Annotated in this window: 21 protein-coding genes; 9 read left to right on the top strand and 12 right to left on the bottom strand. The window is 68.2% G+C overall.

The genetic code is table 11. The features are described 5' to 3' along the window. Positions 1-140: 140 nt before the first annotated feature. A complete protein-coding gene (locus tag ACLQ6X_RS00450) occupies positions 141-953 on the top strand; it encodes an acyltransferase domain-containing protein (protein ID WP_411698192.1) in 813 nt (270 codons plus the stop codon). A 31-nt stretch (positions 954-984) separates the two neighbouring features. Here the strand turns inward: ACLQ6X_RS00450 and ACLQ6X_RS00445 are convergent, their stop codons facing one another. Then, on the bottom strand, positions 985-2421 hold the full coding sequence (locus ACLQ6X_RS00445; RefSeq protein WP_411698191.1) for an NAD(P)H-quinone dehydrogenase: 1437 nt from the start codon (positions 2419-2421) through the stop codon (positions 985-987). 94 nt (positions 2422-2515) lie between these two features. Here ACLQ6X_RS00445 and ACLQ6X_RS00440 point away from each other — a divergent pair, with 94 nt between their 5' ends. Genes ACLQ6X_RS00440 through ACLQ6X_RS00430 form a run of 3 tightly spaced genes read left to right on the top strand, consistent with a single transcriptional unit; the run spans position 2516 to position 6243 of the window. After that, positions 2516-3340 carry a purine-nucleoside phosphorylase gene (locus tag ACLQ6X_RS00440; RefSeq protein WP_411698190.1) on the top strand — a complete coding sequence of 275 codons (825 nt, stop codon included), beginning with the start codon at positions 2516-2518 and terminating at the stop codon, positions 3338-3340. Continuing rightward, positions 3340-5007, top strand: a complete 1668-nt coding sequence (locus ACLQ6X_RS00435) for a phospho-sugar mutase (RefSeq protein WP_411698189.1) — start codon at positions 3340-3342, stop codon at positions 5005-5007. Before ACLQ6X_RS00440 ends, ACLQ6X_RS00435 begins: the two co-directional genes overlap by 1 nt. Before the next feature lie 51 nt (positions 5008-5058). Further along, a complete protein-coding gene (locus ACLQ6X_RS00430) occupies positions 5059-6243 on the top strand; it encodes a hypothetical protein (RefSeq protein WP_411698188.1) in 1185 nt (394 codons plus the stop codon). Positions 6244-6264: 21 nt separating this feature from the next. Here ACLQ6X_RS00430 and ACLQ6X_RS00425 read toward each other — a convergent pair whose 3' ends face one another. Genes ACLQ6X_RS00425 through ACLQ6X_RS00415 form a run of 3 tightly spaced genes read right to left on the bottom strand, consistent with a single transcriptional unit; the run spans position 6265 to position 8095 of the window. Next, positions 6265-6534: a PTS sugar transporter subunit IIB gene (locus ACLQ6X_RS00425; RefSeq protein ID WP_411698187.1), complete on the bottom strand. Its 270-nt coding sequence runs from the start codon at positions 6532-6534 to the stop codon at positions 6265-6267. Next, positions 6531-6980 (bottom strand): PTS sugar transporter subunit IIA, encoded by a 450-nt coding sequence (locus ACLQ6X_RS00420; protein ID WP_411698186.1) that lies wholly within the window; start codon positions 6978-6980, stop codon positions 6531-6533. Before ACLQ6X_RS00420 ends, ACLQ6X_RS00425 begins: the two co-directional genes overlap by 4 nt. A 2-nt stretch (positions 6981-6982) precedes the next feature. Beyond that, positions 6983-8095, bottom strand: a complete 1113-nt coding sequence (locus ACLQ6X_RS00415; protein ID WP_411698185.1) for an adenosine deaminase — start codon at positions 8093-8095, stop codon at positions 6983-6985. A gap of 276 nt (positions 8096-8371) precedes the next feature. On the opposite strand from ACLQ6X_RS00415, the gene ACLQ6X_RS00410 reads away from it, so the two are divergent. Then, complete coding sequence (locus ACLQ6X_RS00410) at positions 8372-9292, top strand: hypothetical protein (RefSeq protein ID WP_411698184.1); 921 nt, start codon at positions 8372-8374, stop codon at positions 9290-9292. 199 nt (positions 9293-9491) lie between these two features. Here ACLQ6X_RS00410 and ACLQ6X_RS00405 read toward each other — a convergent pair whose 3' ends face one another. The 8 genes from ACLQ6X_RS00405 to ACLQ6X_RS00370 all read right to left on the bottom strand — a co-directional run bounded on the left by ACLQ6X_RS00405 (position 9492) and on the right by ACLQ6X_RS00370 (position 18784). Further along, positions 9492-10787: a thymidine phosphorylase gene (locus ACLQ6X_RS00405; RefSeq protein WP_411698183.1), complete on the bottom strand. Its 1296-nt coding sequence runs from the start codon at positions 10785-10787 to the stop codon at positions 9492-9494. A 78-nt stretch (positions 10788-10865) separates the two neighbouring features. Continuing rightward, the gene (locus tag ACLQ6X_RS00400) at positions 10866-11273 is read right to left on the bottom strand and encodes a cytidine deaminase (protein WP_411698182.1); all 408 of its coding nucleotides are present in this window, start codon (positions 11271-11273) and stop codon (positions 10866-10868) included. A 31-nt stretch (positions 11274-11304) separates the two neighbouring features. Beyond that, positions 11305-12579, bottom strand: coding sequence for an ABC transporter permease (locus tag ACLQ6X_RS00395; protein WP_411698181.1), 1275 nt, complete (start codon positions 12577-12579; stop codon positions 11305-11307). Continuing rightward, positions 12576-13844, bottom strand: coding sequence for an ABC transporter permease (locus ACLQ6X_RS00390; RefSeq protein WP_411698180.1), 1269 nt, complete (start codon positions 13842-13844; stop codon positions 12576-12578). The genes ACLQ6X_RS00395 and ACLQ6X_RS00390 overlap by 4 nt, the downstream gene beginning before the upstream one ends. Then, on the bottom strand, positions 13841-15340 hold the full coding sequence (locus ACLQ6X_RS00385) for an ABC transporter ATP-binding protein (protein WP_411698179.1): 1500 nt from the start codon (positions 15338-15340) through the stop codon (positions 13841-13843). The genes ACLQ6X_RS00390 and ACLQ6X_RS00385 overlap by 4 nt, the downstream gene beginning before the upstream one ends. 118 nt (positions 15341-15458) lie before the next feature. Then, complete coding sequence (locus ACLQ6X_RS00380; RefSeq protein WP_411698178.1) at positions 15459-16529, bottom strand: BMP family lipoprotein; 1071 nt, start codon at positions 16527-16529, stop codon at positions 15459-15461. A gap of 159 nt (positions 16530-16688) precedes the next feature. Then, positions 16689-17657 carry a nucleoside hydrolase gene (locus ACLQ6X_RS00375; protein ID WP_411698177.1) on the bottom strand — a complete coding sequence of 323 codons (969 nt, stop codon included), beginning with the start codon at positions 17655-17657 and terminating at the stop codon, positions 16689-16691. 5 nt (positions 17658-17662) lie between these two features. After that, positions 17663-18784 carry a mannose-1-phosphate guanylyltransferase gene (locus tag ACLQ6X_RS00370; RefSeq protein WP_411698176.1) on the bottom strand — a complete coding sequence of 374 codons (1122 nt, stop codon included), beginning with the start codon at positions 18782-18784 and terminating at the stop codon, positions 17663-17665. A 108-nt stretch (positions 18785-18892) separates the two neighbouring features. Between ACLQ6X_RS00370 and ACLQ6X_RS00365 the strand changes: the two genes are divergently transcribed. From ACLQ6X_RS00365 to sdhA, 4 genes are all read left to right on the top strand, one after another. Then, positions 18893-20029, top strand: coding sequence for a glycosyltransferase family 4 protein (locus ACLQ6X_RS00365; protein WP_411698175.1), 1137 nt, complete (start codon positions 18893-18895; stop codon positions 20027-20029). A 124-nt stretch (positions 20030-20153) separates the two neighbouring features. Continuing rightward, on the top strand, positions 20154-20588 hold the full coding sequence (gene sdhC / locus ACLQ6X_RS00360) for a succinate dehydrogenase, cytochrome b556 subunit (RefSeq protein ID WP_188510316.1): 435 nt from the start codon (positions 20154-20156) through the stop codon (positions 20586-20588). A gap of 2 nt (positions 20589-20590) precedes the next feature. After that, positions 20591-21040: a succinate dehydrogenase hydrophobic membrane anchor subunit gene (locus tag ACLQ6X_RS00355; protein ID WP_411698174.1), complete on the top strand. Its 450-nt coding sequence runs from the start codon at positions 20591-20593 to the stop codon at positions 21038-21040. Between the two features lie 53 nt (positions 21041-21093). Next, positions 21094-22864, top strand: a 1771-nt coding sequence (sdhA, locus tag ACLQ6X_RS00350) for a succinate dehydrogenase flavoprotein subunit (protein ID WP_411698173.1), incomplete at its 3' end; no start/stop codon positions are given.

The following is a 22864-nucleotide window of genomic DNA, read 5'->3' as shown; positions in this document are numbered from 1 at the left end:
CCTGTCGTCTACTGGTCAATCTGTGGACAATCGACTCGGATTGCGCCGCCCTTTTTCGCCTGCGCTGCCGTATGTTCGCTAGCGATCGTGAAAATAGGCCGCGCAGCCGGGCGCGCGCACGCCCTGACTACACTCGGACCGTGCGTGACACCATCCTCAGGGTCGCCGGCGAGCTCGACGTTCCCTCCGCCCTCGTTGCTGACGCCCTCGGCTACCTCACCGCGGAGACCGAGCCGGGCGTGGCCGCCCAGAGCGCGGCGCTCGAGGCCGCGATCGGCACGGGACGCGACGTGCCATGGCAGAGCGACGACGAGCGCTTCCAGCTGCTCGCCCTGCTCGGTGCCGTTCCCGCCGCCCGCGCCTGGTTCGCCGCGCAGAGCATCGACGACGACATCGCGCGCGACTCGCTCGCCGACCTCAAACCGAAGCTGCGCGACTACGGCGTCGAGGCGACCGGCGTCGACTGGCTCGCCAAAGTGGTGACCTGCGGCGTGTTCACGATCGGCCGCCTGCAGTTCGAACCGGCGGCGTCGTCGCCGGTCGGCCCGGCCTTCACCACGCACATCCCCGAGACCGGACCGCTCGACCCCGCCGAGTGCGACGCCTCGTTCGCCCGCGCGCTCGCTTTCTTCGGCGCGCGCGGCGACAGGTCGACGCGGGCGTTCGCATGCTCGTCCTGGTTGCTCGACGACCAGCTCGCCGCGTACTTGCCCGCGGAAAGCAACATCCTGAGCTTTCAGAGACGCTTCACCCTCGTCGATTCCGACGATTCGGATGCGCCTCTCGACGGCGCGACCCACGGTGACCACGCGGTGGCCAAGTTCATCTTCCGGCGCCCACTCGCCGAACTGTTCGCGGTGCAGCCGCGTTCGACCCTCGAGCGCGCCGCGCTCGCCCACCTCGCCGCCGGCCGGCACTGGCGCGAGCGCGCCGGCGTGCTGCGCCTGCCCTGAACCGTCCCGCCCGAACGGCGGGGCGCCGCAGCTAGTTGACGATGTGCATCGCGCGGGCGGCATCCGTGATGCTGCCCGTGAGCGAGGGGTACACCGAGAACGCCGCCGCCAGCTGGTCGACGGTGAGGCGGTGCTCCACGGCGAGCGAGAGCGACGCGATGAGCTCGGAGGCGTGCGGCGCGACGATCACGCCGCCGATGACCGTGCCCGAGCCGGTGCGCGCGAACAGCTTCACGAAACCGTCTTTGATGCCCATCATCTTGGCGCGCGGGTTGGAGGCGAGCGGCAGCTTGTAGATCTCGCCTTGGGCGATGCCGTCTTCGATCTGCTTCTGCGTCCAGCCGACCGTCGCGATCTCTGGCTGGGTGAAGATGTTCGACGCCACGTTGCGCAGCTCGGTCGGGTTCACGGCGTCGCCCATCGAGTGGAAGACCGCGGTGCGGCCCTGCATCGAAGCGACGGATGCGAGGGGCAGCGAATTGCTGCAGTCCCCGGCCGCGTAGATGCTCGGTACGCTCGTGCGCGCCACCCGGTTCACGCGGATGTGCCCGCTCTCGGTGAGTTGCACGCCCGCCTCGGACAGGCCGAGGCCCGCGGTGTTCGGGATCGAGCCGACCGCCATCAGGCAGTGACTGCCCTCGACCACACGGCCGTCGGACAGGGTGGCGATGACGCCCGTCGCCGTGGCGACCACCGAGTCGGCGCGGCTCTTCGACAGCACCGTCATGCCGTTGCGGGTGAAGACGTCTTCGATCACCCGGGCGGCGTCGGCGTCCTCGCCGGGCAGCACCTGGTCGCGGCTCGAGATGAGCGTGACCTTCGAGCCGAGTGCCCGGTAGGCCGAGGCGAACTCGGCTCCCGTGACGCCGGAGCCGACGACGATGAGGTGCTCGGGGATCTCGTCGAGCGAGTAGACCTGGGTCCAGGTGAAGATGCGCTTGCCGTCGGGCATCGCGCTCTCGAGCAGGCGGGGCGACGCACCCACCGAGACGACGAGCGTGTCGGCCTCGATCTCGTCGAAGTCGGTGCGGCTCTTGCCGCGTCCGTTCGAGACGACCACGCGGTTCGCGCCGTCGAGGCGTCCCTCGCCCTGGATCACGGTGACGCCGGCCTTGATCAGCTGGCTCTTCATGTCCTCGCTCTGCTGGCGGGCGAGGCGCAGCAGGCGGGCGTTCACGGCCGCGAGGTTCACGGCGATCTCGGGGCGCACGGGGCGTCCGTTCTCGCCGCGGGTGAAGAACTGCACGCCGAGGTCGGCGGCCTCGCCGATCGCGTTGGTGGCCTCGGCGGTCGCGATGAGCGTCTTCGACGGCACGACGTCGGTGAGAACGGCCGACCCGCCGACACCGGTGCGCTCGATCAGCGTGACGTCGGCTCCGAGCTGCGCGCCCGCGAGAGCCGCCTCGTAACCGCCAGGCCCTCCGCCGAGTACCGCGATGCGCTGCTTGGTTTCGAATTCGTAGGCCATGTACGCAATTCTCCCCCGCCCGGGTGTCCGCGCCCAAACTCGCGGACACCCCCAGTTCGTGAACACCTTCGGCGCCCGCAATAGAGTGGGACTCATGTCGAACCACCCCTTGGATGACCCAGCCACCGATCCGTTCGCCGTCGCCGCCACCGCGGCCGCGGAAATCGCCGAGAAGACCGGTGTCGAGAAACACGACATCGCGCTCACCCTCGGCAGCGGCTGGGGCCGCGCCGCCGACCTGATCGGCGAGACGACGGCCACGATCCCCGCCGACGAGATCACCGGCTTCTCGAAGCCGGCGCTCGTCGGCCACTCCGGCACCCTGCGTTCCGTGCTGCTGCCGAGCGGCAAGCGCGCCCTCGTGATCGGTGCACGCACCCACTACTACGAGAACCACGGCGTGCGCCGCGTGGTGCATTCGGTGCGAACCGCGGCCGCCACGGGCGCGACGACCATGATCCTCACGAACGGGGCCGGCGGCATCCGCGAATCGTGGAAGCCGGGCACCCCGGTTCTGATCAGCGACCACATCAACCTCACCGCCGACTCCCCGCTCGAGGGCGCCACGTTCATCGACCTCACCGACCTCTACAGCGCGCGCCTCCGGGCGATCGCGAAGCAGATCGAACCGAGCCTCGACGAGGGCGTCTACACGCAGTTCCGCGGACCCCACTACGAGACGCCCGCCGAGGTGCAGATGGCGAAGGCGATCGGCGGCCACATCGTGGGCATGTCGACCGCGCTCGAGGCCATCGCCGCCCGCCAGTCGGGAATGGAGATCCTGGGCATGTCGCTCATCACCAACCTCGCGGCCGGGATCTCGTCGACGCCGCTGAGCCACGCCGAGGTGCTCGAGGCCGGCGCCGAGGCCGAACCGGTGATCAGCGCCCTGCTGGCCCGCATCGTGGCGGCGCTGTGATGTCGCTGATCGACACCGCCCAGGCCTGGCACGACCAGGATCCGGATGAAACGACCCGCGCCGAACTCGCGACGCTGATTCTCGCCGCCCAGACCGGCGACGCGCAGGGTGTGGCCGAGCTCGGCCGCCGCTTCGGGGCCCGCCTCGAGTTCGGCACCGCCGGCCTGCGCGGCGAGCTCGGTGCCGGTTCCAACCGCATGAACCGGGTGCTCGTCGCTCAGGCCGCCGCCGGTTTCGCCGCCTACCTGCTCGAGAAGCACGCAGGCCCCGGCACCCCGAGCGTCGTCGTTGGCTACGACGGACGGCACAACTCCGCCGTCTTCGCCCGCGACACGGCCGAGCTCATGGCCGGCGCCGGCGTGCGCGCGATCCTGCTGCCCCGCATGCTTCCCACCCCGGTGCTGGCCTTCGCGGTGCGGCACCTCGACGTGAGCGCGGGCGTGATGGTCACCGCGAGCCACAACCCGGCCCGCGACAACGGCTACAAGGTCTACCTCGGCGGCCTGGACCACGGCTCGCAGATCGTCGCCCCGGCCGATGCCGAGATCGCGGCGCACATCGCCCGTGTCGCTGCCGATGGCAACGTGCTCGAGCTGCCGCGTTCCGCCGATTTCGAGCTCGCCGGCGAAGACGTCGTCGACGAGTATGTGCGCCGCACCGCGGCACTGGGTAGCGCGACGAAGACGCCCGTGCGGGTCGTCTACACCGCGATGCACGGCGTGGGCTGGGAGGTGGCGCGACGCGTGTTCACCGCCGCCGGGTTCGCCGAGCCCACGGTCGTCGAGGCCCAGATCGAGCCGGACGCCGCCTTCCCCACGGTCGATTTCCCCAACCCCGAGGAGCCGGGCGCGCTCGACCTCGCCTTCGCCACGGCCACCGAGGTCGGCGCCGACCTCGTCATCGCCAACGACCCCGACGCCGACCGTCTCGCGATCGCCGTGCCCGACGCCGACGGCGGCTGGCGGCGGCTCAGCGGCAACGACGTGGGTTCGCTGCTGGGCTGGCGCGCGGCCGAGCGGCTCGCGGCTTCCGACGAGGAGGGCACCCTCGCGTCATCCCTCGTCTCCTCCCCCGCTCTCGCGGCGATCGCCACCGAGTACCGCCGCGACTATGTCGAGACCCTCACCGGTTTCAAGTGGATCTCCCGCGCCGGCGGGCTGGCCTTCGGCTACGAGGAGGCCCTCGGCTACCTCGTCGACCCGCAGAAGGTGCGCGACAAAGACGGCATCTCGGCGGCCGTCGACTTCCTCTCGCTCGTCTCCGAGCTCGCCGAACGCGGTGTCAGCCTCGCCGATCACGAACTCGCGTTCGCCGAGAAGTTCGGCGCGTTCGCGTCGTCGCAGATCTCGCTGCGCGTCGACGACCTGGACGACATCCAGCGCCTGATGTCCCGCCTGCGCGACGAGCCGCCGGCAACCGTCGGCTCGCTGCGCGTCGACCACATCGACGACTTCACCGGCGGCTTCGGCTCGTTCCCGCCCGGCGACATCCTGAGGTTCGTGCTCGACGGCGGGGCGCGCATCATCGTGCGCCCGAGCGGCACCGAACCGAAGCTGAAGGTCTACATCGACGCGTCGTCGACGGATGGCACGGCCGAAGAACGACGCGAGCGGGCCGCGTCCGTCGTCGCCGAACTCGACGCCGCCATGCGCGACCTGCTCGCGTAGTCATCCTCGGGATCGACGTATCACCGACCCCGGCCGTGGTTGACTGACCGCATGACCACAGCTCTCGCCAGACTGCGCGCGCTCTCGGACACGCAGCTCGCAGGTGCCGCGGTGGTGCTCGGCGTCGCCTGGCTGGCGTCGTTGGCGCTCGTGGGGGAGGGCCCCGCGGCGGTTCAGGTCGCGCAGGTGCTGCTCGGCGCGATCCTCGCTCCCACGCTGGCGATCGTCGTGGGCGTGCGGCTGGTCGCGGCGCCGCTCGCGCTGACCGTCCGGCTGCGACGCCTGCTGCAGGCCACCGCCATCGTCGGCGTGGTCGCGCTCGCCCTCACCGCGAACTCGTTCGTCGTCGGCGGCGACGATTCCGAGGCGGGTCGCACGCTCGGGCTGTTCGCCAGCCTCACGACCGTCTTCCTCCTCACGAGCGTTCTCGGGTTCGCCGCGGCGATCGCGCTCGTGCTGTTCGTGCTGATCCGGCGGCGACTGCCGGTGCGCGCGAGCATTGCCATCGCCGTGCCGCTGGGGGCGGTCGCGGCTCCGTTCGTCGCCGTGACGCTGCTCGGTCCGGGCGCGGTGATCGCGGTGTCCTTGGTCGTCTTCGTCTACACGCTGCTGCCCCGCCTGGGGCGCGCGTTCCGGTTGCCGACGACCGCACCCGCGTCCGTCGCGGTCGAACCGGTGCGCGATCGCGTCATCCTGCTCGCCGCGTTATCGCTCGCCGTGACCGTGGTGGTCTGGGCGGTCGGCATCGCGGTGAGCGTCGCCAACACCGGCACGGATGCGGCGACCAGCGGCCTCGGCGTCGCATCGGCCGCCGGACAGCTCGCCGTCGTCCCCCTGCTCTGGGCCGTCTCCTCGCTGCTGGCGTTCTGGCTGCCGCAGGTCGCCGTGGCGGCTCGGCGCGGATGCGCCGTAGCGAGCGTGATCGTGGTCGTCGCCGTCATCGCGATGATCGCGACCTATTCGAGTGCGGGCGACGGCTATGTGCCGCTCGTCGGCGTGCTCAGCGTCGGAATCGGCGTGTGGGCGGCGTGCATCGTCTGGGCGCTGTGGGCGAGCTGGCCGCCGCCCGCGCGCCTCGCGATGGGTGGCGTCACGGCAATGGGCGCCACCGTGGTCTACGCCATGGTCGCCGCCCTGAGCGGCGGCATCGTGCTCGCGCTCGTGAGCGGCTTCCTCGCCTTCGGCGGCGCTCGGCGGCTGCTCCGGGCACGCCGCACGGCAGCCGCGCCTGCCTGAGCGGTTCGGCTGGCAGTACAGCTAGCCCAGCGACGCCTCGAGCTTGGTTGTGAGCTCGTTGGTGTCGAAGAAGTTCTCGATCACGATCACATCGGCGAAGGTCTTCCCGATCGCATCGACGAACTCGGCAGACGTCAGAATCACCTGCGCGTCGCGCGCCATTTCGAGCGAATCGAGATGCACGGCCGTGACATCCGCTTCGATGTCCAGCTTTTTCAGCACCCGCTCCGCGTTCACTTTCAGGATTCCGGAGCTTCCGATGCCGGCCCCGCAGATCGCCACGATTTTCACTCGGAACCCCCGGCCATGATCGCCTGCACTTCGGCGACGGTGGTCGCCGCCGCGAGCGCCTGGATGGCGTTCGAGTCGTTGAACACGTTCGCGAGATTCGCGACGGTCTTGAGATGCGCGTCGGCCGACTTGACGGCGAGGCCGAGCACCACCCGCACGGGGTCGTTGTGCGGGTGACCGAAGTTCACGGGCTCGGCCAGCGTCACGATCGCCAGCCCGTCGGCGAGCACTTCCGGGCCCGGCCGCGCGTGCGCGAGGGCGAGTCCGGGGGCGATCACGACGTAGGGGCCGTGCTCCTCGATCATGCGGATCATCTCGTTCGCATAGTCGGGGGTCGTCGCACCCGAGCGCACCAGCACGAGACCGGCGAGGTTCACTGCGGAGCGCCAGTCGGGCGCCGTCGCGTGGATCTCGACGGCCTCGTCTGGCACGGCGGGAAGCGCCATAACTAGGCCTGCTCGAAACCGGTGAGGATCTGCTCGATGAGGTCGTCGCGGTCGTCGAGCGAGAGGAAGGATGCGGCGGCCGCGTTGAGCTGGAACTGCGCGAGGTCGTCGAGCGTGTAGCCGAATTCCTCGGCGAGCAGGAACAGTTCCTTCGAGAGGCTCGTGTTGCTCATCAGCCGGTTGTCCACGTTCACGGTGACGCGGAAGCCGAGCTGGTAGAGCACGTCGAACGGGTGGTCGGCGAGCTCGGTGCCCCAGGCGTTGGTCTGCAGGTTCGACGACGGCGACAGCTCGAGGGCGATCTGGCGGTCCTTGATCCACTCGGCGACCGGGCCGAGTTCGACGTAGACGCCCTCGTCGTCTTCGCTCGTGGTGCTGATGTCTTCGGCGATGCGCACGCCGTGACCGATGCGCAGCGCGCGGCCGTCGAACAGCGCGCTCTTGATGCTGTCGAGGCTGTCGGCCTCGCCGGCGTGCACGGTGACGGGCAGGAAGTTCTGGGCGAGGTAGTCGAAGGCGTCGGCGAGCTTGCTGGCCGGGAAGCCGGCCTCCGCGCCGGCGATGTCGAAGCCGACCACGCCGTTGTCGCGCTGACGCACGGCGAGCTGGGCGATCTCGAGGCCGCGGTCGGCGTGACGCATCGCGCTGACCAGCTGGCCGACCCGGATGGTGTGTCCCGACTCGGCGGCGTCGGCGACGCCCTGCTCGAGCCCCTCCTGCACGGCTTCGACGACCTCGTCGAGGCTGAGTCCGGCGGTCAGGTGCTGTTCGGGCGCCCAGCGCACCTCGCCGTAGACGACGCCGTCGGCGGCGAGGTCCTGCACGAACTCGCGGGCGACGCGGAACAGGCCACCGCGGGTCTGCATAACGGCGATGGTCACGTCGAAGGTCTTGAGGTACTCGACGAGCGACCCGCTGCTCGACTGCGACTCGAACCACGCAGCGAGCTCGGTCGCATCCGTCGTCGGCAGGTCCAACCCGATTTCCTCGGCCAGATCGATGATCGTCTGCGGGCGGAGTCCGCCGTCGAGGTGGTCGTGGAGGGAGATCTTGGGCAGCGCCGTGATCGAAGCGCCACCACCCGGAAGAATGTACGTTTCGGCAGCGGAGTTCATGGGACTAAATCTACCCTGCCGCGCCTGCTCGCCGTCCGGCCCTGCCAGACCCGAGGGGCAAACTTTCGACCGTTAAGGGCGTGCCTGGGGTCGGTTGCTTGCCCCTCTGTACGGGCGTCAGACCAGAGGGGCAAGCTTTCGACCCTGAAGGGCCTGCCGAGAGTCGATTGTTTGCCCCTCCGTTCGGGGCGCGGCCCGTCCTCAACAGGACCCCCACGCCGATGCGGGCGTGTGGACGGCCGTCGAGGCGCGGATGTACCGGGCCACACTTGCCCGATGACACAGCGCAGCTCGTCACCCCGGATTCCTCTTCCGGCGCCCCTGGCTGGGCAACCGTTCAGCGTGGGCGAAGCACGGCAGAACGGAATCGGCGAAGGTCGACTGCGTGGCACCGACCTGGCCCGGCCGTTCTGGGGCGTTCGCGGGCCGGCCATCGCGGGCGGTTTCACCGAACTGTGCCACGCGTACCTAACGCGAGCGCGTCCGTCCGCATTCTTCTCACACGTCACCGCAGCGCGGCTGCTGGGCATTCGGCTGCCCTTTCGATTACTCGAAAGCGATGTACTCGACGTGGCCGTGCCCGCCCCGAAACGGGCACAACAGGCGCGGGGCATCCGCGGCCACAAACTGCGGCTGCGGCCCGGCGATCTGACCGTGCGCGACGGCATGGCAATGACATCCCCCGTCCGCACCTGGTGCGACATCGCTGGCCTGCTGAACGACGAGGAGCTGCTCGCGGCGGGCGACACACTCCTCTGGTGGCGAAATCCGTTGACGTATCCCGCTGAAATTGCGCGAGCGGTGGCGAATCACCGGGGAGCCGCGCGGTCCGCCCTGCATCGCACGGTTTCCGAGTTGAGCGCTCGAGCGGATTCATCGCCGGAATCGTCGTTTCGCCACAGATTTGCTCTGGCGGGTCTGCCTCGTCCAGAGGTGAACCTTCAGCTGTACGACGCACAAGGAAACAAAGTCGCGATGCCCGACCTGTGCTTCCCAGAGTTTACGGAGTCCTTCGATTATGAAGGCGACCATCACCGCACTGACCCGCGGACGTGGCAGAGCGACATCCAACGGGTGCGCCGTCTAGCGAAAATCGGCTACCACCACACGAGGGCGGCTGCTGCCGACCTCGCCGACTCCCGGGAAATTCTCGACCAGCTACGAACAGACCTTCGCGCGAAAGGGTGGGCGGGCTGACCCGCTGGCGGGGCACCTCAGCGGGCGACCACTGAGGGCAAGGAATCGACGTTCAGCGCGTCGCCCAGGGTCGATTTCTTGCCCCTGTGGCCTAAGTCGGCCGTCAGCGGCTATCGAAGGGCAAACAAGCGATGTCTAGCGGGCGTTGAGGGTCGAAAGATTGCCCCTCGGCTCGTGGCAGCGATTGGTGCGAGCGGCGCTAGTCGATGCGGCCGGCGATGAGCGGGCCGCCTGTCTCGACGGTGTCGCCCGGATCGCCGATGCGGTACGCGCCCTCGAGCGCCTCGAGCGCGCGCTCGAAGCGTTCCGGCTCGTCGGCGCTGAGGGTGAAGAGCGGCTGTCCGGCCGTAACCGTGTCACCCGGTTTCGCGTGCAGGTCGACGCCGGCGGAGTGCTGGACCGGATCCTGCTTGCGCGCACGGCCTGCGCCGAGACGCCAGGCGGCGATTCCGAACGGCAGCGCCTGCTGCTCGACGAGCACGCCGCTGCGGGAGGCCGTGACGACGTGGGTCTCCTTCGCGACGGGCAGCTCGGCCGTGGGGTCGCCGCCCTGCGCGCGGATCATCGCGTTCCAGGTGTCCATCGCGCGGCCGTCGGCGAGGGCCGCCTCCACGTCGGCGTCGGGCCGTCCGGCGAGGGCGAGCATCTCGCGGGCCAGGGCGACGGTGAGCGCGACGACATCGGCGGGGCCCCCGCCGGCGAGCACCTCGACCGACTCGCGCACCTCGTTGGCGTTGCCGATCGCGAGCCCCAGGGGCACGTTCATGTTGGTCAGCAGCGCGGTCGTCGCGACTCCGGCGTCCTTGCCGAGCGCGACCATGGTCTCCGCCAGCAGGCGCGACTGCTCGATGTCTTTCAGGAAGGCACCCGAGCCGAACTTCACGTCGAGCACGAGCGCCGACGTGCCCTCGGCGATCTTCTTGCTCATGATCGACGACGCGATGAGCGGGATCGCCTCGACGGTTCCGGTGATGTCGCGCAGGGCGTAGAGCTTGCCGTCGGCGGGGGCGAGCCCCGAGCCCGCGGCGCAGACGACGGCGCCGACCTCGCGCAGCTGGCTGTGGAACTCCTCGTTGCTGAGCGAGGCACGCCAGCCGGGGATCGACTCGAGCTTGTCGAGGGTTCCGCCGGTGTGGCCGAGTCCGCGTCCGGAGAGTTGCGGAACCGCGACGCCGAAGGATGCCACGAGCGGAGCCAACGGCAACGTGATCTTGTCGCCCACCCCTCCGGTGGAGTGCTTGTCGGTGGTGGCCTTGCCGAGCCCCTCGAACGAGAGCGTCTCGCCGCTCGCGATCATCGCGAGAGTGAGGTCGCGGATCTCCTCGCGCTGCATGCCGTTGAGGAAGATCGCCATGGTCATGGCGGCCATCTGCTCGTCGGCCACGTAGCCGCGCGTGTAGGCGTCGACGAGCCAGTCGATCTGCGCGGTTGAGAGCGAACCCCTGTCGCGCTTTGTGCGGATGAGGTCGACGACGTCGAAGGGTTCAACGGACATGGGGGTCTCCTAGCGTTGGATTTCGATACGGTCGCTGCGCGACCTACTCAATCGGCGTGAGGTCGCTGCGCGACCTACTCAATCGGCGGCGGCGTATTCGGCTAGCTGGCGCGGGCCGAAGGCGTCGGGCAGCACCTCGTCCATCGTCTTGATGCCGGAGACCGTCTCGAGCAGCATGCCCTCGGCCGAGAACTCGTTGAGCAGCTGGCGGCAGCGGCCGCACGGCATGAGGATGTTGCCGTGTCCGTCGACGCAGGTGAACGCGACGAGCTCGCCGCCACCCGACATGTGCAGGGCGGACACGAGAGCGCATTCGGCGCAGAGCCCGACACCGTAGGAGGCGTTCTCCACGTTGCATCCGGAAATTATGCGACCGTCGGAGACCAGCGCCGCGGCTCCCACCGGGAACTTCGAATACGGAGAATACGACTTCTGCATCGCTTCATTGGCGGCGACGCGCAGGGCGTCCCAGTCGATCTCGACCATAAAGCCTGTCCTTTCGATTAGAAGCTTGGCCTTACTGCTTGACGTAGGGCTTGCCGGCCGCGGCCGGGCCGACCACGCGGCCGACGAGACCGGCGACGGCGACGAGGGTGACGAGGTACGGCACCATCGCGATGAGGTCGGGCGGGATGTCCGCTCCGGTCTGTCCGGCGAAGATGCGGAAGTTCTTCGAGAAACCGAAGAGCAGGGCGGCGAGGGCCGCGAGCCACGGGTTCCAGCGTCCGAGGATCACGCAGGCGAGCGCGATGAAGCCCTGGCCGGCCGACATCTCGCGCACGAACGCACCGACGGAGCCGAGTGTGAGAGCCGCACCGCCGAGGCCGGCGATGGTGCCGGCGATCGAGACCGTCCAGAACCGGGTGCGATTGACGTTGATGCCGACCGTGTCGGCGGCGAGGGGGTGCTCGCCCACCGCGCGGATGCGCAGGCCGATCTTGGTCTTGAACAGGATGAACCAGACGAGCGGAACCAGAACGAACATGAGGTACGTGGTGATGCGCTGGTCGAAGAGCACCGCGCCGATGACGGGGATGTCGGAGAGCAGCGGGATCGGCAGGAACGGCAGGGTTCCGGGGAAGTTCGTCTCCTGGGAGTTGTCGTTGAGCACCGCGGCGTAGAAGAAGTTCGTGAGCCCGATGACGAGGGCGTTGAGAACGACACCGACGATGATCTGGTCGACGAGGTACTTGATCGAGAACGCCGCGAGCACCATGGAGACGAGGGCGCCACCGATGAGGGCGGCGACGAGGCCGAGGGTGAGGCTGCCGGTGACGCTCGCGACGACTGCCGAGACGAACGCGCCGGCGAGCAGCTGGCCCTCGATCGCGATGTTGACGATGCCGACCCGTTCGCCGATGACGCCGGCGAGGGCGCCGAAGATCACGGGGGTGGCGAGGGCGATCGAGCCGCTGATCAGGAACACCACGGGCACCTTCGAACCCGCGCCGGTGAACACGACGAGCGCGATCAGGAACAGCAGGGTGAAGGTGATGATGAGCCAGAGCGGCACCGCGCGGCGGCGCACCGTGAGCATGACGGACACGGCGGCGAGCACGAGCAGCAACACACCGACGACCAGGCAGAGCACCTGGGAGGTGACCGGCACGTTCGGGATCACGATCGCGTCGGTGGCCTCCGAGAAGACGATGAGCGCGGTGCGGTCGTCGCCGAAGAGGCCGAAGACGACGAACGCGACGAACGCGAGCACGCTGAGCACGACGGCGATCTTCCACTTGCGGGGAACCTCGGTGATCGTGTGCACGACGGGGGTGGAGACAACGGTCGTCACTTCACGCCACCCTTCTTTGCCGAGCGACGCGCTGCGCGGGTTCGGGCGTTCTGGGCCGATGGAGACGGCAGGCGGAAAATGGCACGGACGAGCGGGGGTGCCGCGATGAGCAGCACGATGAGTCCCTGCACGACACCGAGCAGCTCGGGGGGAACGTCGGCGATCTGCATCGACGGGCCGCCGGCCTTCATGGCGCCGAAGAGGAGTCCGGCGAGGAACACCCCGCCCGCGGTGGAGCCGCCGAGCAGTGCCACGGTGATGGCGTCGAACCCGATGCCGGCGTCGACGGTGGGGGTGAAGCCGGCCGTGCGGCCGAGCGCCTGGCTAACACCGGCCAGACCGACGAAGCCGGCGGAGAGCGCCATTGCGAGAACGTAGATGCGGTTCACGTTGATGCCCGCCGTGAGGGCCGCGCTCGGGTTGAGGCCGACCGCGCGGAAGCGGTAGCCCAGGGTCGAGCGTTCCATCAGCCACCAGAACAGGAACGTCGCGCCGATCACGATCACGAAGCCCCAGTGCAGCGCGAAGCTGCCGCCGAAGAGCAGGGGCAGTTGCGCGCTGGCGTCGGGAGCCGGCGTCTTCGGCGTGCCGCCGGAGGTCGGGTCCTGCAGCACCGGCGTGCGCATGAGATAGGTGATGAGGTAGAACGCGATGTAGTTGAGCATGATCGTGACGATCACCTCGTTCGCGCCGGTGCGTGCCTTCAGGAAGCCCACGAGGGCGCCGTAGGCCGCGGCGCCGAGGATGCCCACGACGATGGCGAGCAGCAGGTGCAGCGGGAACGGCAGGCTCACGTGGAAGCTGACGAAACCGGCGAAGCCGGCGCCGAACAGCAGTTGGCCCTGGCCGCCGATGTTGAACATGCCGACGCGGAAGCTCAGCGCGATGCCGAGGCCGGCCGCGATGAGCGGGGTCGCGAGGCGCAGGGTCTCGGTGAGTGGACGCACGACCTCGGCGAACGTGTCGCCCTGGAGGTTGAGGATCGAGCCGCGGAAGAGCGCGCCGTAGCCCTCGACGACGGCGTTGACCGCCGCCTCGATGGCGTCGCTGGGGCGGGAGAAGATGTAGCCGACCGACGAGAGGAACTCCTCGTTGGTGAGCACGATGAGCACGGCACCCACGGCGAAGGCGAGCACGATCGCGAGCAGTGTGCGCAGCGGGCTGCCGGACACGATGTCGCGCCAGGCGACCGCCCAGCGCGACGGTGGGGTCTCCGGTTCGAGGTTCGGCGTCACCATCGTCGGTGTCGGGGCGTGATCGGTCATGCTGCGATTCCTGCCATCATCTCGCCGAGGGTCGCCCGGCTGGTGTCTGCGTCGACGATGCCCACGATCTTGCCGCGGTACATCACGGCGATGCGGTCGGCGAGCCCGACCACCTCGTCGAGTTCGGTCGACACGATTAGCACGGGGATGCCCGAGTCGCGCGTCGCGACGATGCGGTCGTGCACGAATTCGATCGATCCGACGTCGAGGCCGCGGGTGGGCTGCGACGCGATGAGCAGCCGCAGGTCGCGGGAGAGTTCGCGCGCGAGCACGACCTTCTGCTGGTTTCCGCCCGAGAGCCGGCCCGCGAGGGTGTCGGTTCCCTGCGTGCGGATGTCGAACTCCTTGATCGACTTCTCGGCGAATTCTTCGCGGTAGTCGAACTTGATGTTGAGGCCCTTGGCGAACGGTTCCCCGACGCTGCGGTCGAGCATGAGGTTCTCGGCCACCGAGAACTCCGCGACGAGCCCGTCTTTCTTGCGGTCTTCCGGAACGAACCCGATGCCGGCGTCGAGAGTCTGCCGCACCGAGGCGCCGACGATCTCTCTGCCGTCGAGCGTGATCGAGCCCTTGACGCCCGAGCGCAGACCCAGGATGGCCTCGGTGAGCTCGGTCTGGCCGTTGCCCTGCACACCCGCCACGGCGAGGATCTCGCCCTCACGGATGGTGAACGACACGTCGTCGAGCAGGCGCTGTCCCTTGGCGTCGAGAACGGTGAGTCCCGCGACGACGAACGACTCGCCCCCGAGCGTCGGCGGGTTCTTCTCCACGGTGAGGTCGACGGCGCGGCCCACCATAAGAGAGGCGAGCTCGGTGGTCGATGCGGATGGCGAGGCGGTCGCGACGATTTTTCCCAGCCGCATGACGGTAATGCGGTCGGCGACCTCTTTCACCTCGCGCAGCTTGTGGGTGATGAAGACGATGGATGTACCACCGGCGGCGAGCTGCTTCATGATGATCATGAGCTCGTCGGTCTCCTGCGGGGTGAGCACCGCGGTGGGTTCGTCGAGCACGAGCACCTGGGCGTCGCGGGCGAGGGCTTTGATGATCTCGACGCGCTGCTGGGCACCGACCGGCAGGTCTCCGACGACGTCGTCGGGGTCGATGTCGAAGCCGAATCGCTTGGAGATGTCGGTGACGAGCGTGCGCGCCGTCGGCAGGTCGAGCACGCCGCCGCCCTTGACCGGCTCGTGGCCGAGCATCACGTTCTCGGCGACGGTGAAGACCGGGATCAGCATGAAGTGCTGGTGCACCATGCCGATTCCGGCGGCGAGAGCGTCACCAGGGCTGAGGAAGCGAACCGGCTCGTCGTCGAGCAGGATCTCGCCCTCGTCGGCCTTGTACAGGCCGTAGAGCACGTTCATCAGGGTGGACTTGCCCGCGCCATTCTCGCCGAGGAGGCAGTGGATCTCTCCTGGTTCGACGGTGAGGTCGATGTGGTCATTGGCGACGAGTGCACCAAAGCGCTTGGTGATGCCGCGGAGTTCGAGTTTCATCGTGTCAAGATTCTGCCAGTAAAACGGTCGGGTGAGAGCATCGGGCGACCCACGCAGAACGCCGGGGTGGCGATCGGCCACCCCGGCGTTTGCTGCGTGCGTGTGTTGTCGCGACCGCCTACTTGAGGGGGTCGATGCTTCCGTCGATGATGCCGGCCTTGAGCTCTTCGAGCTTGTCCTTGATCTCGGCGTCGACCTTGTCGTCGAACGCTCCGAACTCGGCGAGGTCGGTGCCCTCGTTCTCGAGCGTTCCCACGTACGGGGTCGCGTCGAACTCGGCGCCGCCGACCTGCTCCTCGATGACGTCGAACACGGCGTCGGTCATCTTCTTGAGAACCGAGGTGAGAACCTGGTCTTCGTACTCGGGGCTCGTCACGGCGATGTCCTTGTCGACACCGATGAAGACGACGTCCTTGCCCGACTCGTTGATGGCTTCAGACGTTGCGCTGAAGAGTCCACCCGCGACGGGGAAGATGACGTCGGCGTCCTGGGCGATCTGGCCGGCGCTGATGCTCTTCGCGCCTTCCGAGTCGCCGAAGCCGTCGGTGAAGAGCCCGGTCGCTGCCGCCGGGTCCCAGCCGAGCACGTTGACGGGGGTGCCCGTCTCGGTCTCGTAGGCTTTGGCACCGTTGTAGAAGCCGGTCATGAAGTCGGTGACGGCGTCGATCTGGAGTCCGCCGTAGGTGCCGACGACCTTCGTGGTCGAGTATGCGGCGGCGAGGTAGCCGGCGAGGTAGCTCGACTCGTTCATCGAGTAGACGATGGGCTTGAGGTTGGTGGTCGTCTCTTCGGCGACGTAGCCGTCGATCGTGACGAAGTGGTTCTCGGGGTTCGCTGCCGCGGCGGAGTTGACCGCGTCGATGAGGTTGAAGCCCACCGCGAAGATGATGTCGCAGTTCGCGTCGATCATGTTGCTGAGGTTCGGCTCGAAGTCGTCGGTGGACGCGGACTCTGCGTCGGCGATCTCGACACCGAGCTCGTCTTCGGCCTGGGTCAGACCCGCGTAGGCCGCCTCGTTGAACGACTTGTCGTTCCAGCTGCCCTCGTCGGAGACGGCGCAGGCCTTGTAGTCGACGCTTTCAGCGGTGTCGCCCTCTTCCGGTGCTGCTGCACAACCGGCCAAAATGAGACTCGCTGCGCCGACGAGCGCCAGGCCAGCGAGACCACGCTTGCGTGTGATTACGTTCACTAGATTTCCTCCAGATGCATGCCCTGGCGATACCAGGGCGGATGCCACCCAGATTACCGATTGCGACCAGCGCGGTGGACGAAATTCCCCAACTATGCCTCAGACGTTACAAAGCTGGGATGCTCCCGAAATGTCTAGGAAATCCGCGGGGCCGAACGGTCAGCGTAACTGCCGGTCAGGCGCCGTCTCGGTGGCGAGCAGATCGGTGAGATAGTCGGCGAAACCGGCCGCGTCGACGCCGTCCACGACCGTCGCGTTGGGGGTCAGGCCGTGCACGCCCCACGACATGGCCGCGTACCCGCGGGTGAGCGCGGAGCCGGTCTCGATCTCGACCGCGTACTCGTCGCTCGCGGTGACGAGCGCGGGGTGCAGCAGCACGGCCGCCGTGAGCGAGTCGGGGTGGGTGGAGCCGTGGATGCCCACGCTCTCGTTAAACCCGAGCGTCGTCGCGGTGATCGACGCGAAGAACCTGGCGATGGGGGTGTCGAGCCGCGCGATGCGGTCGAGCCGCTCGCGGTCGAAGACGGCGTCGCGCAGCGCCACCGGAGCCCACGGCACGACCGTGATCGATGCGAACCCCGCCTCGAACACCGTCTTGGCGGCCTCGGGATCGACATAGAAGTTGTATTCGGCCGCCGCCGTGATGTTGCCCCGCGCGTTGTTCGAACCGCCCATGATCACGAGCGCCTTCACGTTCGTCACGAACGACGGGTCTTTGATGGCCGCCATCGCGATGTTGGTGAGCGGGCCGATGCACACGACGGTGATCTCGCCCGGCGCGGCCGCGGTGTGGGCGATGAGCGCGTCTACGCCGTGCTGCGCCTCGGGCTCGAGCCCGGCGAAGTCCATGGTGAGCCCGCCCGCGCCGTCGCCGTGCACGTACTCGGCCGACACCCACTCGCGCACGAGCGGCCGCCGGCAGCCGAGGTACACCGGAACCCGGCCCAGTCGCCCCGCCACGCTCAGCGTCATGTGGGCGTTGAGGATCTGCCGGTCGAAGCCCACATTGCCCGCCACCATGGTGATCGCCCGCAGGTCGGCGAGCGGATCGAGCAGCCCGACGAGCAGCGCGACGCAGTCGTCCTGCGCCGTATCGGTGTCGATGATCAGCGGGATGGCGGCGCCCACGGGCGTTACAGCACGTCGTTGCGGCCGGACAGCTTGAGCGCGTCGACGACCGACTTCACCCGCTGGGCGTTCGCGGTGGTGGTGACCAACAGTGCGTCGGCGGTGTCGACGACCACGATGTCGTTCACCCCGATCAGCGAGATGAGACGGCCGGTCTGGCTGATGACGACGCCGCTCGACGAGTCGGCCAACACGCGCGCGTTCTCGCCCAGGATGGCGAGGTCTTTTTTGCGTCCGCCCGAGTGCAGCTTGCCGATCGCCGCGAAGTCTCCCACGTCGTCCCAGTCGAAGTCGCCGGGGACGACGGCGAGGCGCCCGGAGGCCGCGGCGGGCTCGGCCACGGTGTAGTCGATCGCGATCTTGGTCAGTCCGGGCCAGACCTTGTCGACGACGGCACCGCGCTGCGGGGTGTCCCAGGCGTCGGCGAGCTCGTTGAGCCCGGCGAGCAGTTCGGGCTGTTCCTGGCCGAGCTGCTCGAGCAACACGTCGGCGCGCGAGATGAACATTCCGGCGTTCCACAGGTAGTTGCCGTCTTTGAGGTAGCCCTTCGCGGTCGCGAGGTCGGGCTTCTCCACGAACTTGTCGACGTAGAGCGCGCTGGGGGCACCGGGGATCTCGAGGGCCTTGCCGCAGTGGATGTAGCCGAAGCCGATCGCCGGCTCGGTGGGGTTCATGCCGATCGTCGCGATGTAGCCTGCGTCGGCGAGCGCCACGGCCTCGATCACCGAGCGGCGGAAACCACGCTGGTCTTTGATCACGTTGTCGGCGGCGAACGAGCCGATGATCACATCGGGTTCGCGGCGCACGAGAATCGCCGCGGCGAGACCGATCGCGGCCGACGACTCCTTCGGTTCGCTCTCGAGCACGACATTCTTGTCGGCGAGCTCGGGAAGCTGCTGTTCGACGGCGGCGCGGTGTGCACGGCCGGTGACGACCATCACGCGCTGCTCTCCCGAGAGCGGAACCAGGCGGTCCCAGGTGTCGCGCAGCAGTGTCTGGCCGCTGCCGGTGAGGTCGTGCAAGAACTTGGGGGCGTCGGCTCGCGACAGCGGCCACAGGCGGGATCCGATGCCGCCGGCGGGGATCACGCTGTAAAAACGCTCGAGGGGTTTGGTGTTGGCGCTCATCCGACCAACCTAATACCTCACACCTGCACGGGAGCTTCACCCCGCATTCATCCCTGCGACATACCGCCGACCTAGCCTTGGCTAAGGCCACGAAGCGGGGTATCTCGAATGCGCATAGCGATCGTCACCGAAAGTTTTCTCCCTACTGTTAACGGCGTCACCAACAGCGTGTGCAAAGTGCTCGACCATCTGAGGGCCGAGGGACACGAGGCCATGGTCATCGTGCCGGCCGCGGGAAGCCCCCGCGAGTACGCCGGATTCCCCGTGCACGAGGTTCCCGCCCTCGCCTACCGCCAGTTTCCCGTCGGCCTGCCGAGCCCGCACGTGCAGCGCCTGATCGCCGCGTTCGCGCCCGACATCGTGCACGCCGCGTCGCCGTTTTTGCTCGGCGCGCAGGCGATCGCCGCGGCCGGCCGGCTCGGCGTCCCGTCGGTGGCCATCTTCCAGACCGATGTCGCCGGCTACGCCCGCCGCAACCACCTGGGCGCGGCCACCTCGTTCGCGTGGCGGGTCGTGCGCTGGATCCACGAGGGTGCCGCGGTCACACTGGTGCCGTCGAGCGCCTCGATGGCCGACCTCTCGGCAGCCGGCATCCGGCGTCTCGCCCGCTGGGGACGCGGCGTCGACCTCGTGCGCTACCACCCCGCGAACCGCCTCGATCCGGCGACGATCGCGCTGCGCGACCAGCTCGCGCCGAACGGCGAGGTCGTCGTCGGCTACGTCGGCCGCATCGCGCCCGAGAAGCAGGTGGAGCGGTTCAAGGCCCTGCGCGGCCTCCCGGGCGTGCGGCTCGCCATCGTCGGCGACGGCCCGTCGGTGCCGTCGGCCAAGCGCGCCCTCGCCGGAATGCCCGTCACCTGGCTCGGCCGACTAGGCGGCGCCGAACTCGCCGCCGCCTACGCCAGCTTCGACCTGTTCGTGCACACGGGCACCGAGGAGACCTTCGGCCAGACGCTGCAGGAGGCCTTCGCCAGCGGCGTGCCGGTGATCGCGCCGCGGTCGGGCGGGCCCATCGACCTCGTCGACCACGGCGTCAACGGTTTCCTTTTCGAGCCGACGGATGACACGGGCCTGCGTTCCTTCGTCGAGCTGCTGTCGACCGACCGGGCCGCGAGACTGCGCATGGGAGAGGCCGGGCGGCGCTCGGTCATCGGGCGATCGTGGCACTCCGTCTGCGCCGAGCTCGTGGGCCACTACGAGGCCGCCATCGTCTCCGCCGGAAAAACTGTCTTGAAGTCGAGCTAATTAGGGTTGCCTGACAAGCGACTCCGCGCGACTCGACATAGGATGAATACGTTCGACGACCGAACATCCACCGGTCCCGCTGACCAAGTGCGCAGCGTGGCCGCTCATCCGCAAGGAGGGTTACGTGCCACAGGAATCGGCGGGAACCCTGGCTGAAAAGCGCGCGGTCCCCACGATCAAGCCTCCGAGACGACCGGCGGGCACTCTGTACCGCGGCCGTGAGGGCATGTGGTCCTGGGTTCTGCACCGCATCACCGGGGTCGCGATCTACTTCTTTCTCCTCGTACACATTCTCGACACGAGCCTCGTGAGGGTGAGCCCCGAGGCGTACAACGCGGTGATCAACACCTACAAGACCCCGATTATGGGGCTGGGCGAGATCGCCTTGGTCGCCGCCATCGGCCTGCACGCCCTCAACGGCCTGCGCATCATCCTGATCGACTTCTGGGGCTGGGGAACCAAGCACCAGAAGCTCATGTTCTACATCGTGATCGTGCTCTGGGCAGTGTTGCTCATCGGTTTCATCCCCCGCCAGCTCATGCACGTCTTCGGAGGCTGATGATGACGACCATCGACCCGCCCCGTTTCGAATCGAGCCGACCCCGCCGCGGCATCAACTGGGAGAAGTGGGGCTGGATCTACATGCGCGCCAGCGGCGTCGTGCTGCTCGTGCTCATCTTCGGCCACCTCTTCGTAAACCTCGTCGCCGGCGAAGGCGTGAAGGCCATCGACTTCGCGTTCGTGGCGGGCAAGCTCGCCGACCCGTTCTGGGTCATCTGGGACACGCTGCTGCTCTGGCTGGCGCTCATCCACGGCGCCAACGGCATGCGCACGATCGTGAACGACTACGCGACGAACCCCACCGTGCGCCGCATCCTGCTCGGCGCGATCTTCGCCTCGACCGCTGTGCTGCTGATCCTGGGAACCCTGGTGATCTACACCTTCGACCCGTGCCCGGTCGTGCCCGTCGACCAGCTCGACATGCTCCCCAGCTTCTGCCCCGCGCAGTAGAAATGCCCGCGCACTAGAAATGCCCCGTGCAGTAGAAAGACGTAGCCGTATCAATGACTGACGCAGCCTTCAACAAGTACGCCGACGGAGCAATCGTCGACGGAATCCACTACCACCAGCACGACATCGTGATCGTGGGCGCCGGCGGTGCCGGCATGCGCGCGGCCATCGAGGCCGGGCCGCACGCCAACACGGCCGTGATCTCCAAGCTCTACCCGACGCGCTCGCACACCGGTGCGGCCCAGGGCGGCATGGCCGCAGCCCTCGCCAACGTCGAGGAAGACAACTGGGAGTGGCACACCTTCGACACCGTCAAGGGCGGCGACTACCTGGTCGATCAGGATGCCGCCGAGATCCTCGCGAAGGAAGCCATCGAGGCGGTCTTCGACCTCGAGAACATGGGACTTCCGTTCAACCGCACACCCGACGGCAAGATCGACCAGCGCCGCTTCGGCGGACACACCGCCGACCACGGCAAGACCCCCGTGCGCCGCGCCTGCTACGCCGCCGACCGCACCGGCCACATGATCCTGCAGACGCTCTACCAGAACTGCGTCAAGCTCGGCATCAACTTCTACAACGAGTTCTACGTGCTCGACCTCGTGATGACCACGGTCGACGGCATCGACCAGCCGTCGGGCGTCGTCGCCTACGAGCTCGCCACCGGCGACCTGCACGTGTTCCAGGGCAAGGCGATCATCTTCGCCACCGGCGGATTCGGCAAGATCTACAAGACCACCTCCAACGCCCACACCCTCACCGGTGACGGCGTCGGCATCATCTGGCGCAAGGGCCTGCCGCTCGAGGACATGGAGTTCTTCCAGTTCCACCCGACCGGCCTGGCCGGTCTCGGCATCCTGCTCTCCGAGGCCGCCCGCGGCGAGGGCGCGATCCTGCGCAACAGCGAGGGTGAGCGCTTTATGGAGCGCTACGCCCCCACCATCAAAGACCTCGCGCCGCGTGACATCGTGGCCCGCTGCATGGCGACCGAGATCCGCGAGGGCCGCGGCGGCGGACCGAACAAGGACTACGTCTACCTCGACATCACCCACCTCTCGAAAGAGGTGATCGACGCGAAGCTGCCCGACATCACCGAGTTCGCGCGCACCTACCTCGGCGTCGAGCCCTACACCGAGCCGGTTCCCGTGCTCCCCACCGCGCACTACGCGATGGGCGGCATCCCCACCAACGTGGCCGCCGAGGTGCTGCGCGACAACACCACCGTCGTACCCGGGCTCTACGCCGCCGGCGAGTGCGCGTGCGTCTCAGTGCACGGCTCCAACCGCCTCGGAACCAACTCGCTGCTCGACATCAACGTGTTCGGTAAGCGCGCGGGAAAGAACGCCGTCGAGTACGTGAAGACCGCCGAGTTCCTCCCGTTGCCCGAAGATCCGGCACGCGACATCCGCACCATGCTGCAGACCCTGGGCAACTCCAACGGAACCGAGCGCATCGCCGCTATCCGCAAAGAGCTGCAGGACTCGATGGACCGCAACGCCCAGGTGTTCCGCACCGAGGAGACGCTCATCGAGGTCACCCGGGTGATCGAGGGTCTGCGTGAGCGCTACAAGAACATAGCCGTGCAGGATAAGGGCAAGCGGTTCAACACCGACCTGCTCGAGGCCGTCGAGCTCGGCTTCCTGCTCGACCTGGCCGAGGTCGTCGTCTACTCGGCGCTGTCGCGCAAGGAGAGCCGTGGCGGCCACTTCCGCGAGGACTACCCCGTTCGTGACGACGAGAACTTCCTCGTGCACACGATGGCCTACCTGACGGGCGACGCGCACTCCGCCGACGCCGTCGACCACATCAAGCTCGACACCAAAC

It is taken from the genome of Conyzicola sp. (genome assembly GCF_046714715.1).
GTDB lineage: Bacteria > Actinomycetota > Actinomycetes > Actinomycetales > Microbacteriaceae > Conyzicola.
The sequence above is the reverse complement of the archived record's forward strand: the minus strand, read 5'-3'. Positions and strand labels throughout refer to the sequence as shown.

Excerpts from the sequence above, each read along its gene's own strand:
- ACLQ6X_RS00445 (WP_411698191.1), bottom strand. The coding sequence starts at position 2,421 with ATGGCCTACGAATTCGAAACCAAGCAGCGCATCGCGGTACTCGGCGGA.
- ACLQ6X_RS00440 (WP_411698190.1), top strand. The coding sequence starts at position 2,516 with ATGTCGAACCACCCCTTGGATGACCCAGCCACCGATCCGTTCGCCGTC.
- ACLQ6X_RS00435 (WP_411698189.1), top strand. The coding sequence starts at position 3,340 with ATGTCGCTGATCGACACCGCCCAGGCCTGGCACGACCAGGATCCGGAT.
- ACLQ6X_RS00430 (WP_411698188.1), top strand. The coding sequence starts at position 5,059 with ATGACCACAGCTCTCGCCAGACTGCGCGCGCTCTCGGACACGCAGCTC.
- ACLQ6X_RS00420 (WP_411698186.1), bottom strand. The coding sequence starts at position 6,980 with ATGGCGCTTCCCGCCGTGCCAGACGAGGCCGTCGAGATCCACGCGACG.
- ACLQ6X_RS00415 (WP_411698185.1), bottom strand. The coding sequence starts at position 8,095 with ATGAACTCCGCTGCCGAAACGTACATTCTTCCGGGTGGTGGCGCTTCG.
- ACLQ6X_RS00410 (WP_411698184.1), top strand. The coding sequence starts at position 8,372 with ATGACACAGCGCAGCTCGTCACCCCGGATTCCTCTTCCGGCGCCCCTG.
- ACLQ6X_RS00405 (WP_411698183.1), bottom strand. The coding sequence starts at position 10,787 with ATGTCCGTTGAACCCTTCGACGTCGTCGACCTCATCCGCACAAAGCGC.
- ACLQ6X_RS00400 (WP_411698182.1), bottom strand. The coding sequence starts at position 11,273 with ATGGTCGAGATCGACTGGGACGCCCTGCGCGTCGCCGCCAATGAAGCG.
- ACLQ6X_RS00390 (WP_411698180.1), bottom strand. The coding sequence starts at position 13,844 with ATGACCGATCACGCCCCGACACCGACGATGGTGACGCCGAACCTCGAA.
- ACLQ6X_RS00385 (WP_411698179.1), bottom strand. The coding sequence starts at position 15,340 with ATGAAACTCGAACTCCGCGGCATCACCAAGCGCTTTGGTGCACTCGTC.
- ACLQ6X_RS00370 (WP_411698176.1), bottom strand. The coding sequence starts at position 18,784 with ATGAGCGCCAACACCAAACCCCTCGAGCGTTTTTACAGCGTGATCCCC.
- ACLQ6X_RS00365 (WP_411698175.1), top strand. The coding sequence starts at position 18,893 with ATGCGCATAGCGATCGTCACCGAAAGTTTTCTCCCTACTGTTAACGGC.
- ACLQ6X_RS00355 (WP_411698174.1), top strand. The coding sequence starts at position 20,591 with ATGACGACCATCGACCCGCCCCGTTTCGAATCGAGCCGACCCCGCCGC.